General features: G+C 62.3%; 12 protein-coding genes. 4 read left to right on the top strand and 8 right to left on the bottom strand.

Annotated features, from left to right (window positions below; genetic code table 11):
* Positions 1–90: 90 nt before the first annotated feature.
* Entirely contained in the window at positions 91–1,101 is a 1,011-nt protein-coding gene (locus tag ABIC75_RS07525) for a KpsF/GutQ family sugar-phosphate isomerase (protein WP_354013231.1), read from the bottom strand.
* A gap of 253 nt (positions 1,102–1,354) precedes the next feature.
* Here ABIC75_RS07525 and ABIC75_RS07520 point away from each other — a divergent pair, with 253 nt between their 5' ends.
* The 4 genes from ABIC75_RS07520 to ABIC75_RS07505 all read left to right on the top strand — a co-directional run bounded on the left by ABIC75_RS07520 (position 1,355) and on the right by ABIC75_RS07505 (position 3,950).
* Positions 1,355–1,594, top strand: coding sequence for a BolA family protein (locus tag ABIC75_RS07520; RefSeq protein WP_046973279.1), 240 nt, complete (start codon positions 1,355–1,357; stop codon positions 1,592–1,594).
* Positions 1,595–1,637: 43 nt separating this feature from the next.
* Positions 1,638–2,897 (top strand): UDP-N-acetylglucosamine 1-carboxyvinyltransferase, encoded by a 1,260-nt coding sequence (gene murA, locus ABIC75_RS07515; protein ID WP_354013230.1) that lies wholly within the window; start codon positions 1,638–1,640, stop codon positions 2,895–2,897.
* 268 nt (positions 2,898–3,165) lie between these two features.
* Positions 3,166–3,393, top strand: a complete 228-nt coding sequence (locus tag ABIC75_RS07510) for a DUF2945 domain-containing protein (RefSeq protein WP_354013229.1) — start codon at positions 3,166–3,168, stop codon at positions 3,391–3,393.
* Entirely contained in the window at positions 3,390–3,950 is a 561-nt protein-coding gene (locus ABIC75_RS07505; RefSeq protein WP_354013228.1) for a DUF488 domain-containing protein, read from the top strand. The genes ABIC75_RS07510 and ABIC75_RS07505 overlap by 4 nt, the downstream gene beginning before the upstream one ends.
* Before the next feature lie 60 nt (positions 3,951–4,010).
* Here the strand turns inward: ABIC75_RS07505 and ABIC75_RS07500 are convergent, their stop codons facing one another.
* The 7 genes from ABIC75_RS07500 to ABIC75_RS07465 form a co-directional block, all read right to left on the bottom strand.
* Entirely contained in the window at positions 4,011–4,604 is a 594-nt protein-coding gene (locus tag ABIC75_RS07500) for a hypothetical protein (protein ID WP_354013227.1), read from the bottom strand.
* A 166-nt stretch (positions 4,605–4,770) separates the two neighbouring features.
* A complete protein-coding gene (locus ABIC75_RS07495; protein ID WP_354013721.1) occupies positions 4,771–4,935 on the bottom strand; it encodes a helix-turn-helix transcriptional regulator in 165 nt (54 codons plus the stop codon).
* Positions 4,936–5,368: 433 nt separating this feature from the next.
* Positions 5,369–5,800, bottom strand: coding sequence for a hypothetical protein (locus tag ABIC75_RS07490; RefSeq protein ID WP_354013226.1), 432 nt, complete (start codon positions 5,798–5,800; stop codon positions 5,369–5,371).
* 49 nt (positions 5,801–5,849) lie between these two features.
* A complete protein-coding gene (locus tag ABIC75_RS07485) occupies positions 5,850–6,263 on the bottom strand; it encodes a hypothetical protein (RefSeq protein WP_354013225.1) in 414 nt (137 codons plus the stop codon).
* A 112-nt stretch (positions 6,264–6,375) separates the two neighbouring features.
* A complete protein-coding gene (locus ABIC75_RS07480; protein ID WP_354013224.1) occupies positions 6,376–6,753 on the bottom strand; it encodes a hypothetical protein in 378 nt (125 codons plus the stop codon).
* Positions 6,754–7,077: 324 nt separating this feature from the next.
* The gene (locus tag ABIC75_RS07475; RefSeq protein ID WP_354013223.1) at positions 7,078–7,365 is read right to left on the bottom strand and encodes a barstar family protein; all 288 of its coding nucleotides are present in this window, start codon (positions 7,363–7,365) and stop codon (positions 7,078–7,080) included.
* Positions 7,366–7,958: 593 nt separating this feature from the next.
* On the bottom strand, positions 7,959–20,657 hold the full coding sequence (locus ABIC75_RS07465) for a hemagglutinin repeat-containing protein (RefSeq protein WP_354013222.1): 12,699 nt from the start codon (positions 20,655–20,657) through the stop codon (positions 7,959–7,961).
* Between the last annotated feature and the right edge of the window lies 1 nt (position 20,658).

Raw genomic sequence — 20,658 nt, 5'->3', positions numbered from 1 at the left:
GAGCCGTCGGCAAAAGGGAAGGGCGCCACCGTCAAACGCCGCGCGGCGCAGTCGGTGGACGCAATAAGAGATAGCAGCCGAGCCTTTCGATCAGACCACACGGGCGCGGAGCAGATCGTGAATGTTAAGCGCTCCCACCACCTGCTGCTGGTCGTTAACCACCAGCAGCGCATGAATCTGGTGCTTTTCCATCAACTGGGCGGCTTCGATGGCCAGCTTGTCCGCGCCGATGGTCTTGGGGCCGCGCGTCATCAGTTCGGCCACGGTGGCGCCGCGCAGGTCCAGGTCGTCGTCGTCCAGCGCGCGGCGAAGGTCGCCGTCGGTGAACACGCCGAGCAGACGATGGTCGGCATCGACCACGGCGGTCATGCCCAGGTGCTTGCGCGTCATTTCCATCAGCGCCGTGGTGAGCGAGGCATTCGGCGGCACGGCCGGGATGCCTTCGCCGGTGTGCATCACGTCGCTGATGTGCAGCAACAAGCGACGGCCAAGGCTGCCCGCCGGATGCGAGCGGGCGAAATCTTCCGACGTGAAGCCGCGTGCCTCCAGCAAGGCGATGGCGAGCGCGTCGCCCATCACCAGCGCGGCCGTGGTGCTGGCGGTGGGCGCCAGCCCCAGCGGGCAGGCTTCGGCGGCAATGCTGGCGTCCAGGTGCACGTTGGCCTGGTCGGCCAGCGAGGAATGGGCGTTGCCCGTGATGGCGATGAGCGGAATGCCCTGGCGCTTGATCACCGGCAGGATGAACAGCACCTCGTCGGTTTCGCCCGAGTTGGACAGCGCGAGCACGATGTCCTGCGGCAGGATCATGCCGAGGTCGCCATGGCTGGCCTCGCCCGGATGCACGAAGAAAGCCGGCGTGCCGGTGGAAGCCAGCGTGGCGGCGATCTTGCGGGCCACATGGCCCGACTTGCCCATGCCGGTGACGACCACGCGGCCGGCGCAGCCCATGATCAGCCGGCAGGCTTCCACGAACTCGGGTCCGATGCGCGGTTCAAGGGCACGGATGGTGGCCGCCTCGGTGGCGATCACGGTGCGCGCGCTCTGCACGATGGCATCGGCGTTGATCGCGTGCGGGTTGGCTGTGGCGACGTGGGCGTTCATGCGTCCTCGAAAGTCTGCCGGATTTCCGTCATAACCCTGAATGGGCGGCTGGTAGAGGAAAATTCCTCTGAATCATTATGTTGTTGGCGGTCAACGGCCCAACGGGGGAGGGCGCCGACCTCACGTGTCGTTTCTGCGACAGAGGTTTTCCATTAACATGGCATATTCGCATTTTAACGTCATAGTCGCTGCCATTGGGTTCGGTTCCTCACCGGATCGGCGGCGCTGACCCAACTTAGCAAGTGGAAAAACCATGGACGCTGCCACCATCCAGGCAATGATCGAACAAGGCCTGCCCGGTGCTCAGGCTTCCGTCAGTGGCGATGACGGCGTGCACTTCGAAGCCCAAGTGGTGGCGGAACAGTTCGCCGGCAAGCTGCCGCTGGCGCGGCACCGCCTGGTTTACGCCACGCTTGGCGATCTCATGGGCGGTGCGATCCACGCGTTGGCCCTGAAGACGCTGACCCCCGCGGAAGTTGCTGCGCGCCGTTGAGGCCGCGCCGCACTCCCAAGCAAACCCTTCGCAAGGACTTTTGATGGCCAAGATCCTGATCAGTGGCGGCGAGCCGCTCCACGGTGAGGTGGGTATTTCGGGCGCCAAGAACGCCGTACTCCCGATCCTCGCTTCCTGCCTACTGGCCGACGAGCCGGTGGCGATCAGCAACGTGCCCCACCTGCACGATGTCACCACCTTCATCGAGCTGCTGGGCCAGATGGGCACGCAGCTGGTGCTGGACGACCGCATGAAGATGCACGTCGACCCGCGCACCACCGACCGCCACTTCGCCCCGTACGACCTGGTGCGCACCATGCGTGCGTCCATCCTGGTGCTGGGCCCGCTGGTGGCTCGCTTCGGCGAGGCCGAAGTGTCGTTGCCGGGCGGCTGTGCCATCGGCTCGCGTCCGGTCGACCAGCACATCCGCGGCCTGCAGGCGCTGGGCGCCGAGGTGGTCGTGGAGAACGGCTACATCAAGGCCAGGGCCAAGCGCCTGAAGGGCGCGCGCATCTCGATGGACATGGTCACCGTGACCGGCACCGAGAACATCATGATGGCCGCCGCGCTTGCGCAGGGCACCACCATTATCGAGAACGCCGCGCAGGAACCGGAAGTGGTCGACCTGGCGCACTGCCTGATCGCCATGGGTGCGCAGATCGAAGGCGCCGGCACCTCCACGCTCACCATCCACGGCGTGGAGCGCCTGCACGGCGCCGAATACGAAGTGCTGCCCGATCGCATCGAAACCGGCACCTTCCTGGTGGGCGCCGCGATGACCGGCGGCAAGGTGCGCGCACGCAACGCGCGTGCCGACACGCTCGATGCCGTGCTCGCCAAGCTGGAAGAAGCCGGCGCGCACATTTCCACCGGCCCCGACTGGATCGAGCTGGACATGCGTGGCCGCCGCCCCAAGGCGGTGAACATCACCACGGCACCGTACCCGGCATTCCCCACCGACATGCAGGCGCAGTTCACCGCGCTCAACTGCGTGGCCGAGGGCGTGGGCGTGATCACCGAGACGGTGTTCGAAAACCGCTTCATGCACGCATTGGAACTGCAGCGCCTCGGCGCCGACATCCGCCTGGAAGGCAACACCGCCATCATCAAGGGCGTGGAAAAGATGAGCGGCGCGCCCATCATGGCCACCGACCTTCGCGCCTCCGCCTGCCTCGTGCTTGCCGGCCTGGTGGCCGAAGGCGACACCACGGTGGATCGCGTGTATCACATCGATCGCGGCTACGAAAACATCGAGGAAAAACTCGGCGTGCTCGGCGCAAAGATTCGTCGACTGCCGTCCTGACGCGATGCTCGATGCGTGATGCGAAAAAGGCCGCTGATGCGGCCTTTTTCTTTGGGTTCGTGGGCAGCTTTATTGGCGGGTGCGCGTGGCGCCATCCGTATCGGGAGGACGTGTCCGCCTGGCAGCCACAAAGGCCCTTTCAACCGGCGGCTTCACGCGTTGGCGATAGCGAGACGTGTTCCATATCCGAATGATCCGCTTCCGAATCGGGACGGATCTTGACCAGGCAGACGGGAGGGCAGGGGCAAACTTCCGCAGGAGTCACGCGATGACCAAGACATTCAAGTTAGGTGACCACGTCCGCTGGAATTCCGAAGCCGGCTGGGTGAGCGGAACGATCATTGCCGTTCACTCGCGGGATTTCGACTTCAAGGGTTATACGCATCACGCCTCGGAAGACGACCCGCAGTACGAGATCAAGAGCGACAAGACCGATCACATCGCTGCCCACAAAGGTGCCGCGCTTCACCGGTATCGCGCCGACGACATGCCGTGACGCTTCCGTTCTTCACCATCGGCCATTCAAACCGCAGCCTCGACGAATTCATCGCGTTGTTGGGTGATGCCGGCGTCGAACGTGTGGTGGACGTCCGTGCCTTTCCGAGATCGCGGACCAACCCGCAGTTCAACGAATCGACGTTGCCCGACGCACTCTCGGCCTTCGGTCTCTCCTACGAACACCTGGCGGCGCTCGGCGGCCGACGCAGCAAGGCGACTCCCGTTCCAGCCGAGATCAACGGGTTCTGGACCAACCTGAGCTTTCACAATTACGCGGATTACGCGCTTTCAGAAAATTTCCGCACCGGCCTCGAGCATCTGATCGCCGAAGGTCGCAAGCGCCGCTGCGCCATCATGTGCTCGGAGGCTGTCTGGTGGCGATGCCATCGGCGCATCATTGCCGATTACCTGATCGCCAGAGATCAGCCCGTGTTTCATATTCTCGGAAAGGGCCACGTGGATGCGGCACGACTGACGGAGGGCGCCGAGATTCAAGCCGAGGGAAGGGTCATATACCCGACTGATGGACTGCCAACCGGCAGACTTTTTCCTTAGCTGAAAAGTCGAGCCCGGCTTCCGCTTTTTGAGGCGACTCAATAGAGCTGATCAGTGGTGTTAAAGCCCTATGCTGCTGCCCGGGTGGCGAGTATCCAGCATCAAGTGGATACCCCACGGCGATGACTGGCCGTTGCTCTGCTCCTGTTCGATCTCCAGTACGCCTTGGGGATTCTGTCTCTGCGAGACGATGCGGATGCGCTGCTTGCACGATTCCAGCACGTTGACCTGGGACCCCTGATTGCCGGTGTCGGTATCTTCCGCGTAGATGAGAGCAACAACTTCGCGACCGCTGGCACAAAGGGCATCACCTTTTTGCGCAAGCGAATGACTTTCTACTCGCAACATGAGGTCAGTGCGCGAAGAGGTGATTTCCTGACCCATGAGCTTCACGTCTTCGATGCGGGTTGCACGATCATCAAACAATTGCTGGAGGGTGAAGGTTCGTGGCTCGCCACCCACATCGAAAACAAGCGCGTCGCCCTTCGGATTGATCTTGAGATGTATGTCCGCTGCCGGCGCACTCGGCGCCGTGCTAACGGGAGACGCGGGTGTGGCGGCGGAGGCCGGTGCATTTTCGCTCCCGCTGCAACCGGTGAGCGTTGCCAAAAAGACAACGCCGACGACGAACTGTTTCAGCCACACATGCATCATGATCTTCCTTGATGGGGCAGGGCCGCTCTTCATCGGGGGCGACAGTTTGATCGAATCGCGGCGACCGCGATGTCCGTCGGCAGCTTCTTCATCTGCCTGAAAAAATCCACTCTTACGGGGCTTTACATGCGTTGCACCCGCGCGAACTCCGCTTGCGAAAACGCGCTTAATCCACGAGCGGACGATAGGCACGAACCACGGGCTTGGCCTTCTCCAAATCGTAGCGCGCTTGAAGTGCCAGCCAGTAAAAGGCGGTGGTGTCGAAGGCAAAGGCGAGGCGGATGGCGATCTTGGGCGTGATGGGGTGGGGGTCGGCGATGAAGGCTTTGATGTGGGTGGCGGGTATGCCGCTGCGGCGGGCGAGCCGGGCGGGGTTGAGTGCGTTGGGGATCAGGTGGCGGCATACGCGAAAAACTCGCCATCACAGGTAAGCAGTGCTTTTAGCAACGAACCCTCTGCTGAAATCGAGGTTTCCTCACCACTCGAAGAAGCAGAGTGGTTATCTGAGCTCATGGCGGGGCCGCAAGCGAGGAGCGTGATCAGCGCAAATAAAATGGTGGGTCGGTAACAAGAACTCATCTAGAGGATCCGATTCGGGTAGGGGGGGGCAAATGCAGCGCGGTGAGAAGTCAGTGCGTGGTTGACGAGGCATAATCGATCGCCAGGAGACGCTGATAGTTTGATCGGGCCGCCGCTGACGGGGCATCAGCTGCAGTCCTTTTCATTCGCCTGAAAGTTCCAAGCAGAGCCCTGCCTTTTTCAAATCAGTTCGGGATGACGGGCGGTGTGCTGTCGTCGCCGGTGACTGATTTAACGATGTACTCGATCTTCTGCTCACCCACTGCAGCGTGCTTGCGTGCCAACGCAATCAGTGCCTGGCAAGCCTCTGGCGAATCCCGCTTCGCCAACTTCATCTGCTCGCCGAGATCGTTCAACTGTTGGTCGAAGATCTGCTTCTGCTCAGGTGACCCAGCCTGCATGACCTGCCGAAGTGCCGTGTTGAGATCGAGGCTCTTGTGTTTCTGAAGATATTCAACCGCTACGCTGAGATGGGCGGTAGTTGCCTCACGCGCCAATTTCAGCTCCTGCAGTCCGGCTCGATAGCTTTCGGAATCAGTGCATTCATACGCGAAGCACGATGTGCTGACGCCCAACATCATAAGGAGGCCGGCAGCGGGTGCAGCGAAACGAATCATGGGAGTATCCGGAAAATAGTTAACGGGTGAACAGAGGTGATCGCGAACATCATTCGCTGGTAACTTTCAAGGCATTCAGGATGTCGACGTTGCCCCATTTAAACGAGCAACTACGGCCCGTTTCGACATGGATAGTCTTGCCATTAAGCTGCTGCTTCTCGGTCACCGGGGTGCACCCGCCCGTGATCTTCACGGTGGGTGTCCCTTGAATAGAGAGTGGAAACTCGATCGCCGCATCTACGGGCATTGCATGGGTCAGCGTGATGTCTTCGACGTAGTCATCCGGCAACACAAAGATCAACGCACGATCTACCTTGAGTGCGTAATAGTCGTGCTGAAATGGTGCGGACGTAACACAGAGTTCGCTGACATGCCCATTGATCGTTTGGCTGGCGCATTTCGGCTCGGCTGCGTGAGCCGCAGTTGCGAGCATGGCGAGCGCCGCAATGGAGGTCTTTCTCATGGTGCGTCCTTGCGCAGAGGGAATGAATATCTCCGCTTAGGAAAGTCCTGCACGGCGGTGCAAATAAGCGTGCAATAACTTGCCATCGTCACGGAAGATGCGAGATCAAAAGTCAGGGGTGTGCGGCCTTCAATTGGTCAAGGCGCTGTTTGAACTCGTCAATCGGTGACAAGGGATAGCCGCTCGTGTCGCATCCCGCGGCGTTCGCGGCATGAAAGTTATCGGCATAGTCCTGCTCGGCGGCGTTGTAGTTGACCGAGAAACTACCGGGACCCTTTTCCTGGATCAGGAAAAGCTGTGCCTCGGCACCCTTCACATCATTCGCATAGGCCTTGGTGAAATTTCGCGACGCGAAGTCATTTGCTTTCTGTGCGAACTGCATGTGCTCCGCACAGCTCATGGCCTGCTTGTTAGTCTGAACGGGCTGGCTGCTGCAGCTGGCCAGAAGCAGTGTCGAAACACCAACGAGAAGTCCCTTTTTGTAATTCATACCCTTCTTATGTTCCCTTTAAGAAAATCTGTTACGTGCTGAGTAAACGAGACGTTTGGGTCGAAATCGCCGTTGCGAGTGACGATGAATGCGCCTCATGGAAAGCCGATAGTTTGATCAGTCCCAAGCTGACGGAGCATCAGTCAGCAGCTTCTTTACTTGCCTGAAAATTCCACTCCGACCCCTGTTTTTTCAGAATCCCTTGTGCGGAAAACGGGGTCAGGTTCAGTTCCGGAGAATGTAGGAAGTGAACCTGACCCCGTTTTTGATCCAAAACATCATTGACGATGGGTGTTTCCGTGTTTGGAACGACAAATATGTGAACTATTCAAGAAAATAGTCGAATCGCTCGGGCAAATTCCAAGCAGCATCTTGAGCTTTGACCCGCTCCAAGATTCCAACGATCTGGGCGAACTTTCCTCCGAGAGCATCAGATGAAAGCCTTGAATTTTTCCAAACCAAAACGACGGGCCTTTCGACATCGGTACTTAACACATCCCACATTGCGTCAAGATTCCTCCCGTAGTGGCTTGGAAGGCCTAATTCTTCGGCGAGCACTGCATGAAAATCAGCCTCACTTCGGATAAATGCGCCATCAATAGAAACATTCATGCAAATCTCCAACTTACTTCCAAGTACCAATGGGGAACACAGTTTGATAGTGGTCAGGCGTCACGTACAACAAGCCATCATTTGAATACAAAAGCCTGGTACCAAGCTGGTTCGAGCGGGACATCGTGTTAGTTAGGCCAATGTCCGCCTCATACCAAACCTGCCCTGGTGACGACGGAAGAATACCAGTCGAATTTTGGAAGATATCTCCACCAAGGGCAAAACAGGGGTCAGAGTGCACTTTATAAAGGTCCACTCAGACCCCCGTTTTGGACCCCTGTTTTGACCCGCATTAGTCGTGCTTGCTTGGAATAAACGCCTGCCAATCTCTGTAGGTAGTGATCGATGCGCGAATAACTCCCGCAAAGAGTGAGAGCGCGACTATGTTCCACGCGCCATTTTGCAAAGTAGTTATGGATATGCGCAAAAATGGCCAAAATCCATTAATGCTATTAACGGATGTGACGGAGGCGGCAAGAATGGCGCCGCCACAAATTACCAGGGACCCTATCAAGCTGGTCCCTATCAAAATGTATAGAAACTTTGCTGCAACCTGGCCAGGTTTACGGGTTACGAAGAAATAGAGGGAAAGCTCATTTTTCGGGGGCATTGGCGTTCTTCTGGATGCTATTTGAGTAGCGGGTTACGGCCTCATTAAAAATCCCACCCATCGCATTGATCAGCACAGGATCCAAGCTGCCGTCGACCTTTGTGGTTAGGTAGTAGCTGGTCCCTGTTCCGATGGCAGCCGAGATGGCGTTCTGGTAGATACTTTCGTTTTCCTCATAGAGATAGTTGCTGAGCGCCGTGTTGCCGATGGCGGCCCCTGTATTGGCCGTCAGTATCGCGAGCGGCGCTTGGACGCCTGGCAGTCGAACCGCCCAGCCGCTAAACGTTCCGGTCACGCCAGCGATCACGACCTCAGTGGGGCGAACTTCTCCTGTCGAAATATACTGAGCGCCTGCATTGCTCATCATCGATGTAGTACCCGCTCCACCATAGGCAGCCCATGATGGAATAAGAGCTGCATCAGCTGCCAGGCTCCATCCCAGTGTTGCAGCGGCCGCGGCAATCTTGATACCCGCCACTGCCTGCGCTTTGCCAACGTCACTGAGATAAGCCTGCGTACGTGGATCACTCAGATCGTAATTCGCCCCATTCATGACGCACTCTGCTGTGCCGCACACGCCCAACACGCCGATGCTGTAGCTCTTGCCCGTGAGGGTGTCGCTAAAGCTCATCGAGTTACCACGCACACCTTGCTGCTCTGGCACGTATCCCTGGTCCACTGCTGTACCCGGTACCGATGGCGACTGCCACGTGTACTGCCAATTGCCATAGTCGGAGTTGAAGTTCGATCCGTAGCTCTTTTGGATGTCGGCATCACCCATATGCTGGGCGATGAACGATGCAGCACCATAGTCCAGTGATGGCATGTTCTGAGTGGCAACCACATCACTCGTGTAGCCGAATCGGCCGGGATTCTGGGAGGGTGAGAAGCTGAAGCTGGAACCCGGATCGGACGTACTGTTGCCCTGGCCATAGAACGACCAACTCAGAATCGTTTCACCGGCTCCGGCAGGAACATAGGCATTGGTGTTGATAGTGCTATCGCCCATACCCGGGTTTAGCATTGGCGCATTGGAACTGCCATAGCTGCTGTTTCGCATGGCATCTTCAATCTGCGCCTGGGTGTACTGTCCGTCACTCTTATCTGCCAACTGCTTGGCAAGGTCGTGCTCCCAACTGTGCAATTGCCGGTTGTACTGCTCCCCATTAAGTGCGGTCGCCGCACCCGCACCACCACCGACTGCACCACCAATCGCCGCACTAGCCAGATTCATCAACATACTTCGTTGCGCTGGATCCGTGATGTGCTGGTCATCCAAGTATTGCTGCATTCTTGCGCTGGCCGCCTCACTTGCGGTTGCGCCCATCGCGCCACCCAGCGCATCGCCGCCACCCAGTGCAGCCGTCGCGGCACCGACCAGGCCGTGCAGGATCACCTTGTTGGTACCGCCGTCACTCCACGATTGTTTTTCTTGCTCGGTCGCGGCGTGATTGGCCATGTAACTGGCGAGATCGCCCACGGCAGTCATGCCCACCTGTCCGGCCAGCATGCCGACCTGCTGGTTGTCCTGCACCTTCTGCGCATCAAAGATCGTCTTGATCGCTTGATTGTCCAGTGTGGGATTGCGATTCAAGCCACTCAGATCGGTGTCGCCGTTGCGAGTGATGATGGTGCCGTTGGCGATGCCGGCTTGGGTGGTGCTGCTTTCGTTGTCGTGTTGGGGGATACCGATGCCACCGTTGATACCGCCGCCCGATGTGCCCATGCCGCCGCCAATGCTGATGCTTTCGCTGCTATAGCTGGCTTTGTTCTGGATATCGCTAAACGTCAGTGAGCCCGTATCGAGCAGGTTCTTCGAGGCATCGGCCGTGCTGGCGATCACGCCACCTTTCAGGTCGGTGTTGCCATTGACGTGAATGTCGAAGCCGCCGCTGCCCGCGCCGATGCCGCTGATGTCGTTGACGCTGGCGTAGTTGCTCTTGGCTTGGCTGGCTGCCAGTGAGCCACTGACACCCACGCCACCGGTGCTCCAGCCGTACACCAGCGTGAGGCCGGCCTGCACGCTATGGTTGGCGTAGTCGTTGGTGTCCTGCTCACTGGCGATATTGAGATTGCCGCCAATGTTGCCGAGCACCGTGTTGCCCTTGGCTTGCGCGCCGATGATGTTGGTGTCGCCGCCGCTGATCAAGCTCAAGGTGTCGTTGGCGTTGATAGTGGTATCGGCGTGCGTGGTGCCGTTGCCGTGCCCTTGAGCCTGCCCAGCGGCGACAGTGAGATAGATGCCGGTGGTTTGACCAACGCTTACGCCCACTTCGCCGCTGCTGTTGTGGCTGTCGCTCTTGTCGGTGTGCTGTTCGGCCTGGCTGAGCAGGTTGATGTTGTTGGCGGCCGCTAGGGCGACGTTGTTGCCACTGACCTGACTGCCGATGACATTGAGGTCACCGCCCGTGGCGGCGATGGTAACGTTACCGTTGCTGTGAATGGTGCTGCCGTAGGCGGTTTCGTCGCGGGTCGTCTCGGTATTCGTCGCGCTGCTCGCACCCAGGCCGATACGCAAGGACATGCCCTGAGTATTGCCTTGTGCGGCCTGACTGACGGACTGCGCGCCCGTTTGGCCACCCAGGCCCATGGCATTGCCAGCGCCCGGCGAGAACAGCGTTTGAGCGGCCTGTGCCGCGTACAGCGCCTGCAAGCGCTTGTCGGTGGTGTGGGTGGCACCTTGCGCGTCGCCGATGACGGTGTTGGCGACGGTGGCTGCGCCGCCGGTGAGGCCGAGGTGGATGCCTGCGCTGCTTTGCTTCTGGGTGTGCGTGATGTCGGTAGTGCCCACCGCCGCATCGATGGTGACGTTCTTGCCGACGATGGTGGTGCTGGTCTGGCTGAGCACGTCGCTGCCGGTGATATGCACGTTGTTGCCGGCACTCAACGTAACGCTGCCATCGGTGCTGCCGACAGTGCTGCCGCTATAGCTCACATCGTTGATGCTGGTAGTGGTCGTGGTGGTGCGCTTGCCCGCCATCACACTCAGGCCGCCACCATTCATCACGCCGGTATGGCTTTTACCGGCGCTGTCGGCTTCGGTGTAGGTGTTCTGGCCCGCGTTGAGGGTGAGGTTGTTGCCGGCCGCTATCACCACGTCGTGGGTGCCCACTACTTGCGCGTTGGTACCAGTGAAGTCGTGGCCGGCGGCAACGGTGACGCTGTCGCCGGAGAGCAGAGTGCCGACGCTGGTGGATTGCGACAGGCTCTGGCTGCTGTTGCTGCTGCGCTTGTCCGGGTCGACGTTACCGAAGCGCGGGTCGAGCACGTTGGTGTTGAAGGTGCGCGACGTGGTTTTGCTGACGTCATGCTCTTCGCTGTGCACGTCATGGGCGTCGGTGAGGTTGATGTCGTGAGCGGCGGCGACATAAATCGCGCCCTGAGCCTGCACCTGGGCCGCTTGTGCGGTGAGGTCGTGGCCGGCGGTCAGCGCCACGTTGTTGCCGCTGATGGCGGTGCCTACGGCGTAGGTATCACTGACGCTGTCGTGGGTACGCGTGGTGCTGTGCGTGTTCCAGTTGCCACCGGTGGTCTTGGTGTCGACGGTGCTGGTGTGGGTTTCGCTGCCGGCGTTGAGCGTGAGGTCGTTGCCTGCGCCCAGGGCCACGTTGCCGTTGGCGCTGGTGAGCGTGGCGGCGGTGGCGGTGAGGTCGTGGCCGGCCGTGGCGGCCACACCGTTGCTGCCGCTGAGCGTGGTGCCGTGCACGGTCTCGTCGTACGTCGCCGTGTTGGTCACCGTGTGGCCCGACGCGGTCTTGCTGGTCACGCTTTGACTATCCGTCACCGCGTTCAGCGTGATGTCGTGGCCGGCAGCCACGCCCAGCTGATTGCCTGCTTTGAGCTGTGCACCTTGACTCACCAGGTCGTTGCCCGCCGCCATCGCCAGGTTGCCGCCCGCGCTGATACTGGTGACGCTATGGGTGAGGTTTTCCTGCACGGTCTGGCCGCTTTGCGTGCGCGTGGTGCGGCCGGTGGCGTCGAGGGTGAGGTTGTTGCCGGCGATCAGCGATGCATCGCCGACGGCGGTGATGGTGGATGCCGTGGCGGTAAGGTCGCGGCCGGCAACCATGGCGAGGTTGCCGCCGGATTGGACGGGTGCCGCGCCGATGGTCAGATCACGGCCGGCGACCAACGCCATGTTGCCGGTGGAAGTGACCGAACCCGTGTTGATCAGGTCACGCCCTGCCTGCACGCTGACGGCACCTCCGCTGATCGTGCCCGCGTTGACGGTGTCGCCGCGCGTGGCGATGGCGAGCTGCTGGCCGCCGTTGAGCGCGCCCTGGTTGATCAGCGTGTCGGCACTGATGGATGTGCCCTGCGTGCCGGTGATGGTGCCGTCGTTGCGCACGGTGCCCGACGACTGGATGTTCACGTCGTTGCCGGCGATCAACGCGCCATTGCTTTGCAGCGCATCGGCGGTGGCCTTGGAGAGATACACCACCGGTACCAGCACATGCTGGCCATCGACCACTTGATCGACCAGCCACACGATGTCCGAAGACAACGACGCAATCTGCGCGCTGGTGAGCGGGGTGCCCAGTTGCAGGCCGAGCTGCGAGGCTTGGTTGGCGGCGTCGTTCATCAGGGCGGTGTACTGCGACAGACCATCGCCACCGTTGAGCGTCTTGCGACCGGTGAGCTGCAGGATCTGGTCCATCACCAGGCTTTGTTCGTAGTAACCATCGCCCAGGCGCTTCTGGGTGCTGTCCGGCGAGTCGCCCAACGCGCGCAGCAGGTAATCGGAGCTGGTGACCGGGCCATTGGCAAAGCGCGGGGCGGTGGTGATCAGGAACGGCGCGCTGGGATCGCCGTGTTGCGCATAGATAGCGTTGTTGGGAGCCACATAACCGGGCAGCGGAGCGTTGGCGGTGCCAACCGTTTGCGAGGTGGCGCCCGTCGCGTTGCCGCCACCGTGCACCATCTGGCCCTGCGCTGTGCCTGGGCCGTTGGCGCCATGAATGCTCTGGCCTTGGGCACCGTCGATGGAACCCGTGGCGTCGACGGCATCACCCTGCGCACGATTGACGCCACCCGCGCCCTGCACGGCATCGGCCTGCACACCGTTCACCGATCCGGTGCTGGCGGCTTGGGCGGTGTGCGCCTGATCCGTCGTATGGCTACCGGGGCCGGTCATGTTGCCCACGGTGATGGTTGCGCCATTGCCATTGCGACCCACCACGGTATTGGTGATGTCACCGCCGTTGATGTTCAGGCTGCCGCCGGCGGTGATGGTGGAAGCGAGACCGTTACCCACGGCGTAGGTGATCCAGCTCGGCACGCTGCCCGGCGCGAGCACCACGCTTTGGGTGCTGCTGGTGCTGTCGTAGGTCCACCAGGCGCCCAACAGCCATGTACGCGGACTGCCGACGAGGTTTTGCGACTGCACTTGATCGGCTTGCGTGGTTTGCACCAGCCCAGTGGGCACCCAGGCGACGTTCTGCACGTTGTCGCTGCTGGCGCTGCCGCCCTGGCCGTTGATGGTGAGGTTGCGTCCGGCCGCGATGGCGGAGGCACTGTTGAGTACCGAGCCTTCGAGCGTGATGTCGCCACCGGCTTGCAGGCGACTCTGTGCGCTGGCCGCGGTGATGGTGGTGACGGACAACAATGTATCGGTGCTGGTGCCCTGATAGTTGGACGGCGCACCGTTGTGGTTGCCCGACTGGAAGAACACGCAGCGCGTGCTGCCGGTCTCGTGGGCTGCGCAGTAGCTTTGCGCCTTGGCGATTTCGGCCGCGCTCACTACCTGGCTGGGATCGATATTGGGCACCTGATGGGAGGCCGTCGGATCGTCGTAGACATACATCGGCGAGGTCGAGCTCTGCGAGTTCGCCGCTTGCTCCGCCGCAGAGAGCGTGAAGGTTCCCGTTTCGATGACACGCCGCGCGTTGGTGAACTGTTGCGCGCTGAGCGACAGATTGCCGCCGGCCTCGATGTCGCCAGAGAGATTGGTGACCGATCCACTGCGCGCGCCGCTGACGTTGCCGGCAATGATCAGGTCGCCTTGGGAGAACAGCGTGGCGTCGCGATTGAGCAGCGAGTCGCTCATGTACAGCGCCAGGGTATTCGCCGCAGCGATCATGCCGCTTTGATAAGCGGCGTTGTCGGTTGCCGAACCAAGGTCCGCCCCGTTGGTGAGGGTGGCCGCATCGATGCGTATGGCATCGCCCGTGATGTTGCCGGTGTTGTTGACGTCGTGGGCTTGCAGCGTGAGCGTGTCGCCTTCGAGCGAGCCACCGGTTTGGTTGTTGATGCCGCCACTGGTGGTGATGTGTGCAACCGCGCTGCCATTGTCTGCGCTGGCGTTGATCACGGCACCATTGGTGTTGATGACGTTGGCGGCCGTGACATCGAGTTCGCCGGACGTTTGCAGGGTGCCCTGGTTGGTCAGCGTGCCATCCACGGTAAGGCTGAGCACGCCATCGCTTTCCAGGCGCTGGCCGGCAAGATGGGTGTAGTCGCCGGTGATATGGGCATCCAGCAGTTGGCTGCCATAGATGCGGCCGATGCCGTTCAAACCGCTCAGCGTGGCATGCACGTTGGTGCCATCCACTTCGCCGCCGTTGTTATTGAGCGTGGGCGTGGTGAGCCACACCGTATTGGCCTGGATATGACCGCCGTTGGCGTTGGTGATCGCGGCGAGATTCAGCGTAGCGGTGTTGCCCGAGCCGAATTGGCCACCGGTATTGTCGAGCGTGGCGTTGCCGTTCTGGAAGCTGAGGTTGCCGGTGGCGTAGACGGTGCCACCCGCGTTGTTGAGGGAGCCGAGTGCGTCCAGGTTGAGATCGCGTTGGGCGACGATGGTGCCGCCTGCGCTGTTGTTGACGCCGCTGGTGCTGAGAACGAGATCGCCGCCGCGACTGCCGAGCGTGCCGCCGCGGTTGTCGAGCGTGCCTGCCGTGGTGACATGCAAACCCGCCGCAGCGTTGCTGTTGCTGCCAGCGAGGATTTGCCCTGCGACGTTGCTGACTGCGCCCGCGTTGAGCGTGGCCGCACCGGTGGCATCGATGCTGCCGGCGCTGTTATCGAGCGTGCCTTGCGCGGTGAGCGTCAACGCGCCGCTGGTTTGCAGCTGGCCACCGTTGCGGTTGAGCAGGTTACCGTTGCTGGTGAGCGTCAGGTCATGGCGGGCAAAAGTGGTGCCGCCGCTGTTGTCGATGGCGCCGGCGTGAATCGACGCGGCACCTTCGGCGCCGATCAGGCCACCGTTGGTGTTGCCCAGCGCCTGGGTAAGGTTGACGTTGAGTGCGCCGCTGTCGCCGCGCTGGATCAACTGGCCGCCGGTATTGTCCAGCGAGGTGCCGGTGATGTTGACCGCTCCCGTGCCATCGAGCACGCCACCGGCATTGGTGACCGTACCGCCATTGATGGTGAGCGCATCGCGCGCCTGCACCTGGCCCTGGGTGTTGTCGAGTGTCGTGGCGCCGAGCGTGACGCGTTGCCCATACAGGCCCGTGGTCTGCGTCGGGTTGCTGGCAAGCGTTTGGCGATTGAGCAGGGTTTGTGCCTGCACGGTGAGGTCGCCGGTGGCGATGATGCTGCCAGCGGTGTTGTCCAGCGTGTTGCCAATAGTGGCGGTGATGGCTTGCTGGGCTTGCACGGTGCCGGCGCGATTGCTCAGTCCACCGGCGGTGATCGCAAGTGCGCCATTGCTCTGCACGCTGCCGCTATCGTTGGTGAGTTGGCCGTCCACGGTGACGGCCAGCGTCGCATTGCTTGCGGCCTGGAGTTTGCCGCTGGTGTTGTCGAAGGTGCCGGCGTGCAGGATGGTGGCGCCTGCCGTCGTCACCGTGCCGCTCGTGTTGTCGAGCAGGCCGGTGACCTGCAGATCGGATGCGTCGGTGCCTGCGGCGATCAGTGTGCCGCCGCGGTTGCTCCATGCGCCGGCGGTAAGCGCGAGCGCGCCGTTACTCACGACATTGCCGGCGGTGTTGTCGAAGGTGCCGCGCGCCGTCAGCTGCAGCGGCGACGCGAAGCTAGTCCCCTCTTGGGAATCGCCGCTCAGCGCGATCAGGTTGCCGCCGGCCGTCGAGAGGTTGCCGGTGTCGATGCTGATGCGCTGCGCCTGGATGGTGCCCGCGCTGAGGTCGGTGGTGTCGCCGGTGACCGTGAGGGTGCCGTTGCTGACCAGCGTGCCGCCGTGGCCATTCAACGTGGTGGCATGAATGGTCGTATTGCTTTGTGCGGCGAGCAGCGATGCGGAACTGGTTCCCGCCTGGGAGATGCTGCCTTGCGTATTGTCGAGCGTGGCGGCGGAGAGCGTGAGATCGCCATTGCTGGCGATGACGCCTTGCTGGCTGTTGTCGAGCAGGCCGTTCGCGGTCACCGTCAATGCAGCGCCGGAAGCCTGCAGCGTGCCGCCCTGGTTGATCAGGTCGCCCGCTTGCACGGTGGTGGCGCCCATGGCGGCCAGTGTGCCGTGCGTGTTCTCGAAGCGCTGTGCGATGGTGAGCGCCGTAGCGTCGGTGCCGGCAGCCGTGATCGTGCCGCCCGTGTTGGTCAGCGACTGCACCGTCAGTTGCAGTGCGCCGTTGGTGGCAAGGGTGCCGGCGGTATTGTCGAAGGTGCCGCGTGCGGTCAGGTGCAAAGGATCAGCGCTCAGCGCCACCAGACTGCCACCGGCCGTGCTGAGATTGCCGGTATCGACGCTGATGTGCTGCGCCTGCGTGGTGCCGCCGCTGAGGTCGGTGTTGTTACCGGTCAGCGTGAGCGCGCCGTTGCTGACGATGGTGCCGCCGTGGCCGTTCAAGGTCGCGGCCTGGATGGTGGCGTTGCCTTGCCCCGCGTGCTGGATGGTGCCCTGCGTATTGTCCAGCGTGGTGGCGCCGAGCGAGAGGTCGCCGTCGCTGGCGATCAGGCCTTGCTGGCTGTTGTCGAGCAAGCCGCTGGCGGATACCGACAATGCCGCGCCCGAAGCTTGCAGCGTGCCCCCCTGGTTGATCAGGTCACCCGCTTGCACCGTGGTGGCGCTCATCGTCGCCAGCGTGCCGTGCGTGTTGTCGAAGCGCTGGGTGACGTTGAGAGACGTGGCGTTGTGGCCCGCAGCGGTGAGCGTGCCGCCGATGTTGGTGAGCGATTGCGCGGTGAGTTGCAGCGCGCCGTTGGTGGCGACGGTGCCGCCGGTGTTGTCGAAAGCGCCGCGCACGTTCATCTGCAACGCATCGCTGCTTAGTGCGACCAGCGAGCCACCCGCCGTGACGAGCGAGCCGGCATCCACGCTGATGTGCTGGGCTTGCGTGGTGCCGCCGCCAAGATCGATGGCGTTGCCGGTGAGCGTCAAGGTGCCGTTGCTGACCAGCGTGCCGCCGTGGCCGTTGAACGTAGCGGCATCGACGCTCAACCTGCCATTGCCGGTCTGCTGGATACTGCCTTGGGTGTTGTCGAGCGTGGTGGCGGAGAGCGTGAGATCGCCATCGCTGGCGATGACGCCTTGCTGGCTGTTGTCGAGCAGGCCGTTCGCGGTCACCGACAATGCCGCGCCGGAAACTTGCAGCGTGCCGCCTTGATTGATCAGATCACCGGCTTGGACGGTGGTGGCGCCCATGGCGGCCAGCGTGCCGTGCGTGTTGTCGAAACGTTGAGCCACGCTGAGTGTCGAGGCACTGGTGCCAGCGGCGGTGATGGTGGCGCTCGTGTTGCTCAGCGACTGCGCCGTCAGTTGCAGTGCGCCGTTGGTGGCGACCGTGCCGCCGGTGTTGTCGAAGCTGCCTCGCGCCGTGAGGTGCAAAGGATCAGCGCTCAGCGCCACCAGACTGCCACCGGCCGTGCTGAGATTGCCGGTATCGACGCTGATGTGCTGCGCTTGCGTGGTGCCGCCGCTGAGGTCGGTGTTGTCACCGGTCAGCGTGAGCGTGCCGTTGCTGACGATCGTGCCGCCGTGGCCGTTCAAGGTTGCGGCCTGGATGGTGGCGTTGCCTTGGCCCGCGTGCTGGATCGTGCCCTGCGTGTTGTCCAACGTGGTGGCGCTGAGCGAGAGGTCGCCATCGCTGGCGATCAGGCCTTGCTGGCTGTTGTCGAGCAGTCCATCCACGCTGAGCGTGAGCGGAGTACCACCCGTGCTGGCCTGTGCACTTGCGGTCTGTACGGTGCCGCCCTGATTGAGCAGCGAACCGGCGTGCACGGTCGTGGCGCCGTTGGCGGCGAGCATGCCGTGGCTGTTGGTGAAAGCGTTGGTGACGGTGATGCGCGTGGCATCGGCACTCGCCGCACTCAGCGTGCCTTGGGTGTTGTTGAGCGTCGCTGCCTGGATATCCAAGGCGCCATTGCTGAGTACGGTGCCGCCGGTATTGTCCCAGGTGCCGGTGGCATGCACGCTCATCGCGTCGGGTGCGGCGGCCTGCAACGTGCCGCCCGCGGTGCTGAGCGTGCCAGCATCGATCGCCAGCGTATTGGCGACCGTGGTGCCCTGGCTCAGATCGATGGCGTTGCCGGTGAGCGTCAGCGCGCCATTGCTCGCAAGCGTGCCGCCCGCACCGTTGAGCGTGTCGGCGTGAACGTTCAACGTGCCTGCGCCCGCCTGCTGCACCGCGCCGTGAGCGTTGCCGAACGTCCCGGCGGTGATGGCGAGGTCGCCGTTGGTCTGGATGGTGCCACCGTCGCTGTTATCGAACGTGCCTGTCACATGCCATGCGTTGGCATTGGCACCGGAGGCGCTGATGGTGCCGCCGCGGTTGTCGAGACTGGTGGTGTCGAGCGTCACCTGCGTGGCGCTCAGCGTGGCGTTCTGATGGTCCACCGCGCCAGCGGTAAGCCATACCGCTCCGGCCGTGGCGATCTTGCCGCCGGCACCGTAGAGCGCGTCGGTACGAACGGTCAATCCAGCGGTTCCGGCGTGCTCGATGGTGCCGGTCTGATTGACGATGGTTCCCGCATTGAGCGCGAACGACGCGGTATTGGTGGCCAACGTGCCACTGGTGTTGTCGAGTGTGCCGGCCACGCTCAGCGTCATCGGCGCGGTGTCGGCCAGGGTGACGGTGCCGCTGCGGTTGGACAGGCTTTGCGCATCGATTGCCGCGGCCTGGGCGAAGCTCAGCGTGCCGTTGTCGTTGGTGATCTGGTTGGCGTGGATGGTGGACGTGCCATCGATGGCCAGCGTACCGCCGCGATTGCTCAAGTCGCCGCTGCTCAAGTTGAGCTGGCGCAGTTCCAGTTGACCGCCGTCGTTCGCCAAGCCGGTGCTGCTGGCAAGATCGCCACCCACGGTGGCCGAGAATCCGGCCGCCGCGTTGATGTGGCCGCCATCGTTGTCGAGCAGGCCGCTGATGTGCAGCACGCCGTCGGCCAGCGGGGCGATGGGCGTGACGGGCGTGCCTGTTCCACCGGACGTTGCGCCACCGGTGTTGCCCGCAGAGCTGTTGCTGTCGCCGCCGCTGTTGCCTCCGCTCGCACCATCCGTCGGTGTGCTCGTCGATCCGCCATCGCTCGTCGCCGGTTCCGTCGCGCCGATGCGACCACCGTTGCGGTTGGAGAGTGCACCCGCATCGAGCGTCATGCCCTGGGAGCCAGTCTGCGCGATGGTGCCGCCCCCGTTGCGCAGCGATGCCGCGTCCACCGCGATGCGCGCGGCATTCATGTTGCCGTTGCTGTTGTCCACATCGGCAGGCGTGGTAATGGTGAGTTCGCGCGTTGCGCTGATCGTTCCCGCGTTCGCCACGCCGCCGGTGGCGGCGATTTGCGTATTGGCCTGCGACTGCAGGCTGCCGGTGTTTTCCAGTCGCCCGTCCTGCGTAACGACGAGGTCGCCCACGGACGCGCCGATGGTGCCCGCATTGCGTGCGCCGACGCCGTTTTCGGTGCCGAGCAGCACGATCTTGTTGGCGTACATGCCGCCCAGTGCGCTGACGTCCAGCGCGAGCGTGGGCTTGTCGCCCGACCCCGTGATGGCGGTGACCTGCGACTGATCCACGTTGACCTGGTTGGTGCCCGTGGTGACCTGCAGTTGCGGTGCCCAGATGCCGCCGTTCACCTGCACGGCGCGCGCGATGATGTCGGCGTAATCGGCGCGGCTCGCATCCATGCCTTTGCCGTTGATTTGAATAACGCCACCGGTGACGCGATAGCCGTCCAATGCGCCGCCCGTGAGCATCGGCGTGCCGGTAGTCAGCGTGAAGCGATTGGCGTTGATCACGCCGCAACCATCGCAGCTGATGCCTGCGGGATTGGCCACAATCACCTGCGCACGATCACCCGCGACTTCGATATAACCGTTCAACGCACTGGGATTGGGGCCAGTGACTTCGTTGAGGATGATCTTGGCGGTACCGGTGGCCAGCCAAGGATTGCCGGCGACACTGCCCGCAAGTTGCGTGGTGGTGTTGGTGCGCGAGTTGTTGAGCACCGCGCCAGTGGTATCGACATTGAAGTCGCTGTAGGTGTTGCGGCTCACGCCGGCCTTGCTCGGCGTGGTGATATTGATCACCGGTGCGACATTCGGCGCGCCCATCACCGTCGGGCGCTGGCTGCCTGGGGCATTCGGATCGGTGGCGATCTGGCCGGCGGTAGCAATCGAAGCCAGGCCGATCCAGCCAAAGGCCAGCCATAGACTCAGGCTTACCGGCCGCACTGTCGCCGCAACGACACCCTCGCTCTGGGAAGCGCCGCGCCCGGGTCGACGGACCAATTCCGACACGACCTGAAACAGGCCAAGCGCGTGATTGAAGACGATGCGGTAAAGGTGCTTGTTCATC

This window comes from Dyella japonica, from assembly GCF_040545895.1.
Lineage (GTDB): Bacteria > Pseudomonadota > Gammaproteobacteria > Xanthomonadales > Rhodanobacteraceae > Dyella > Dyella japonica_D.
This window is presented reverse-complemented; position numbering and strand designations above follow the sequence as displayed.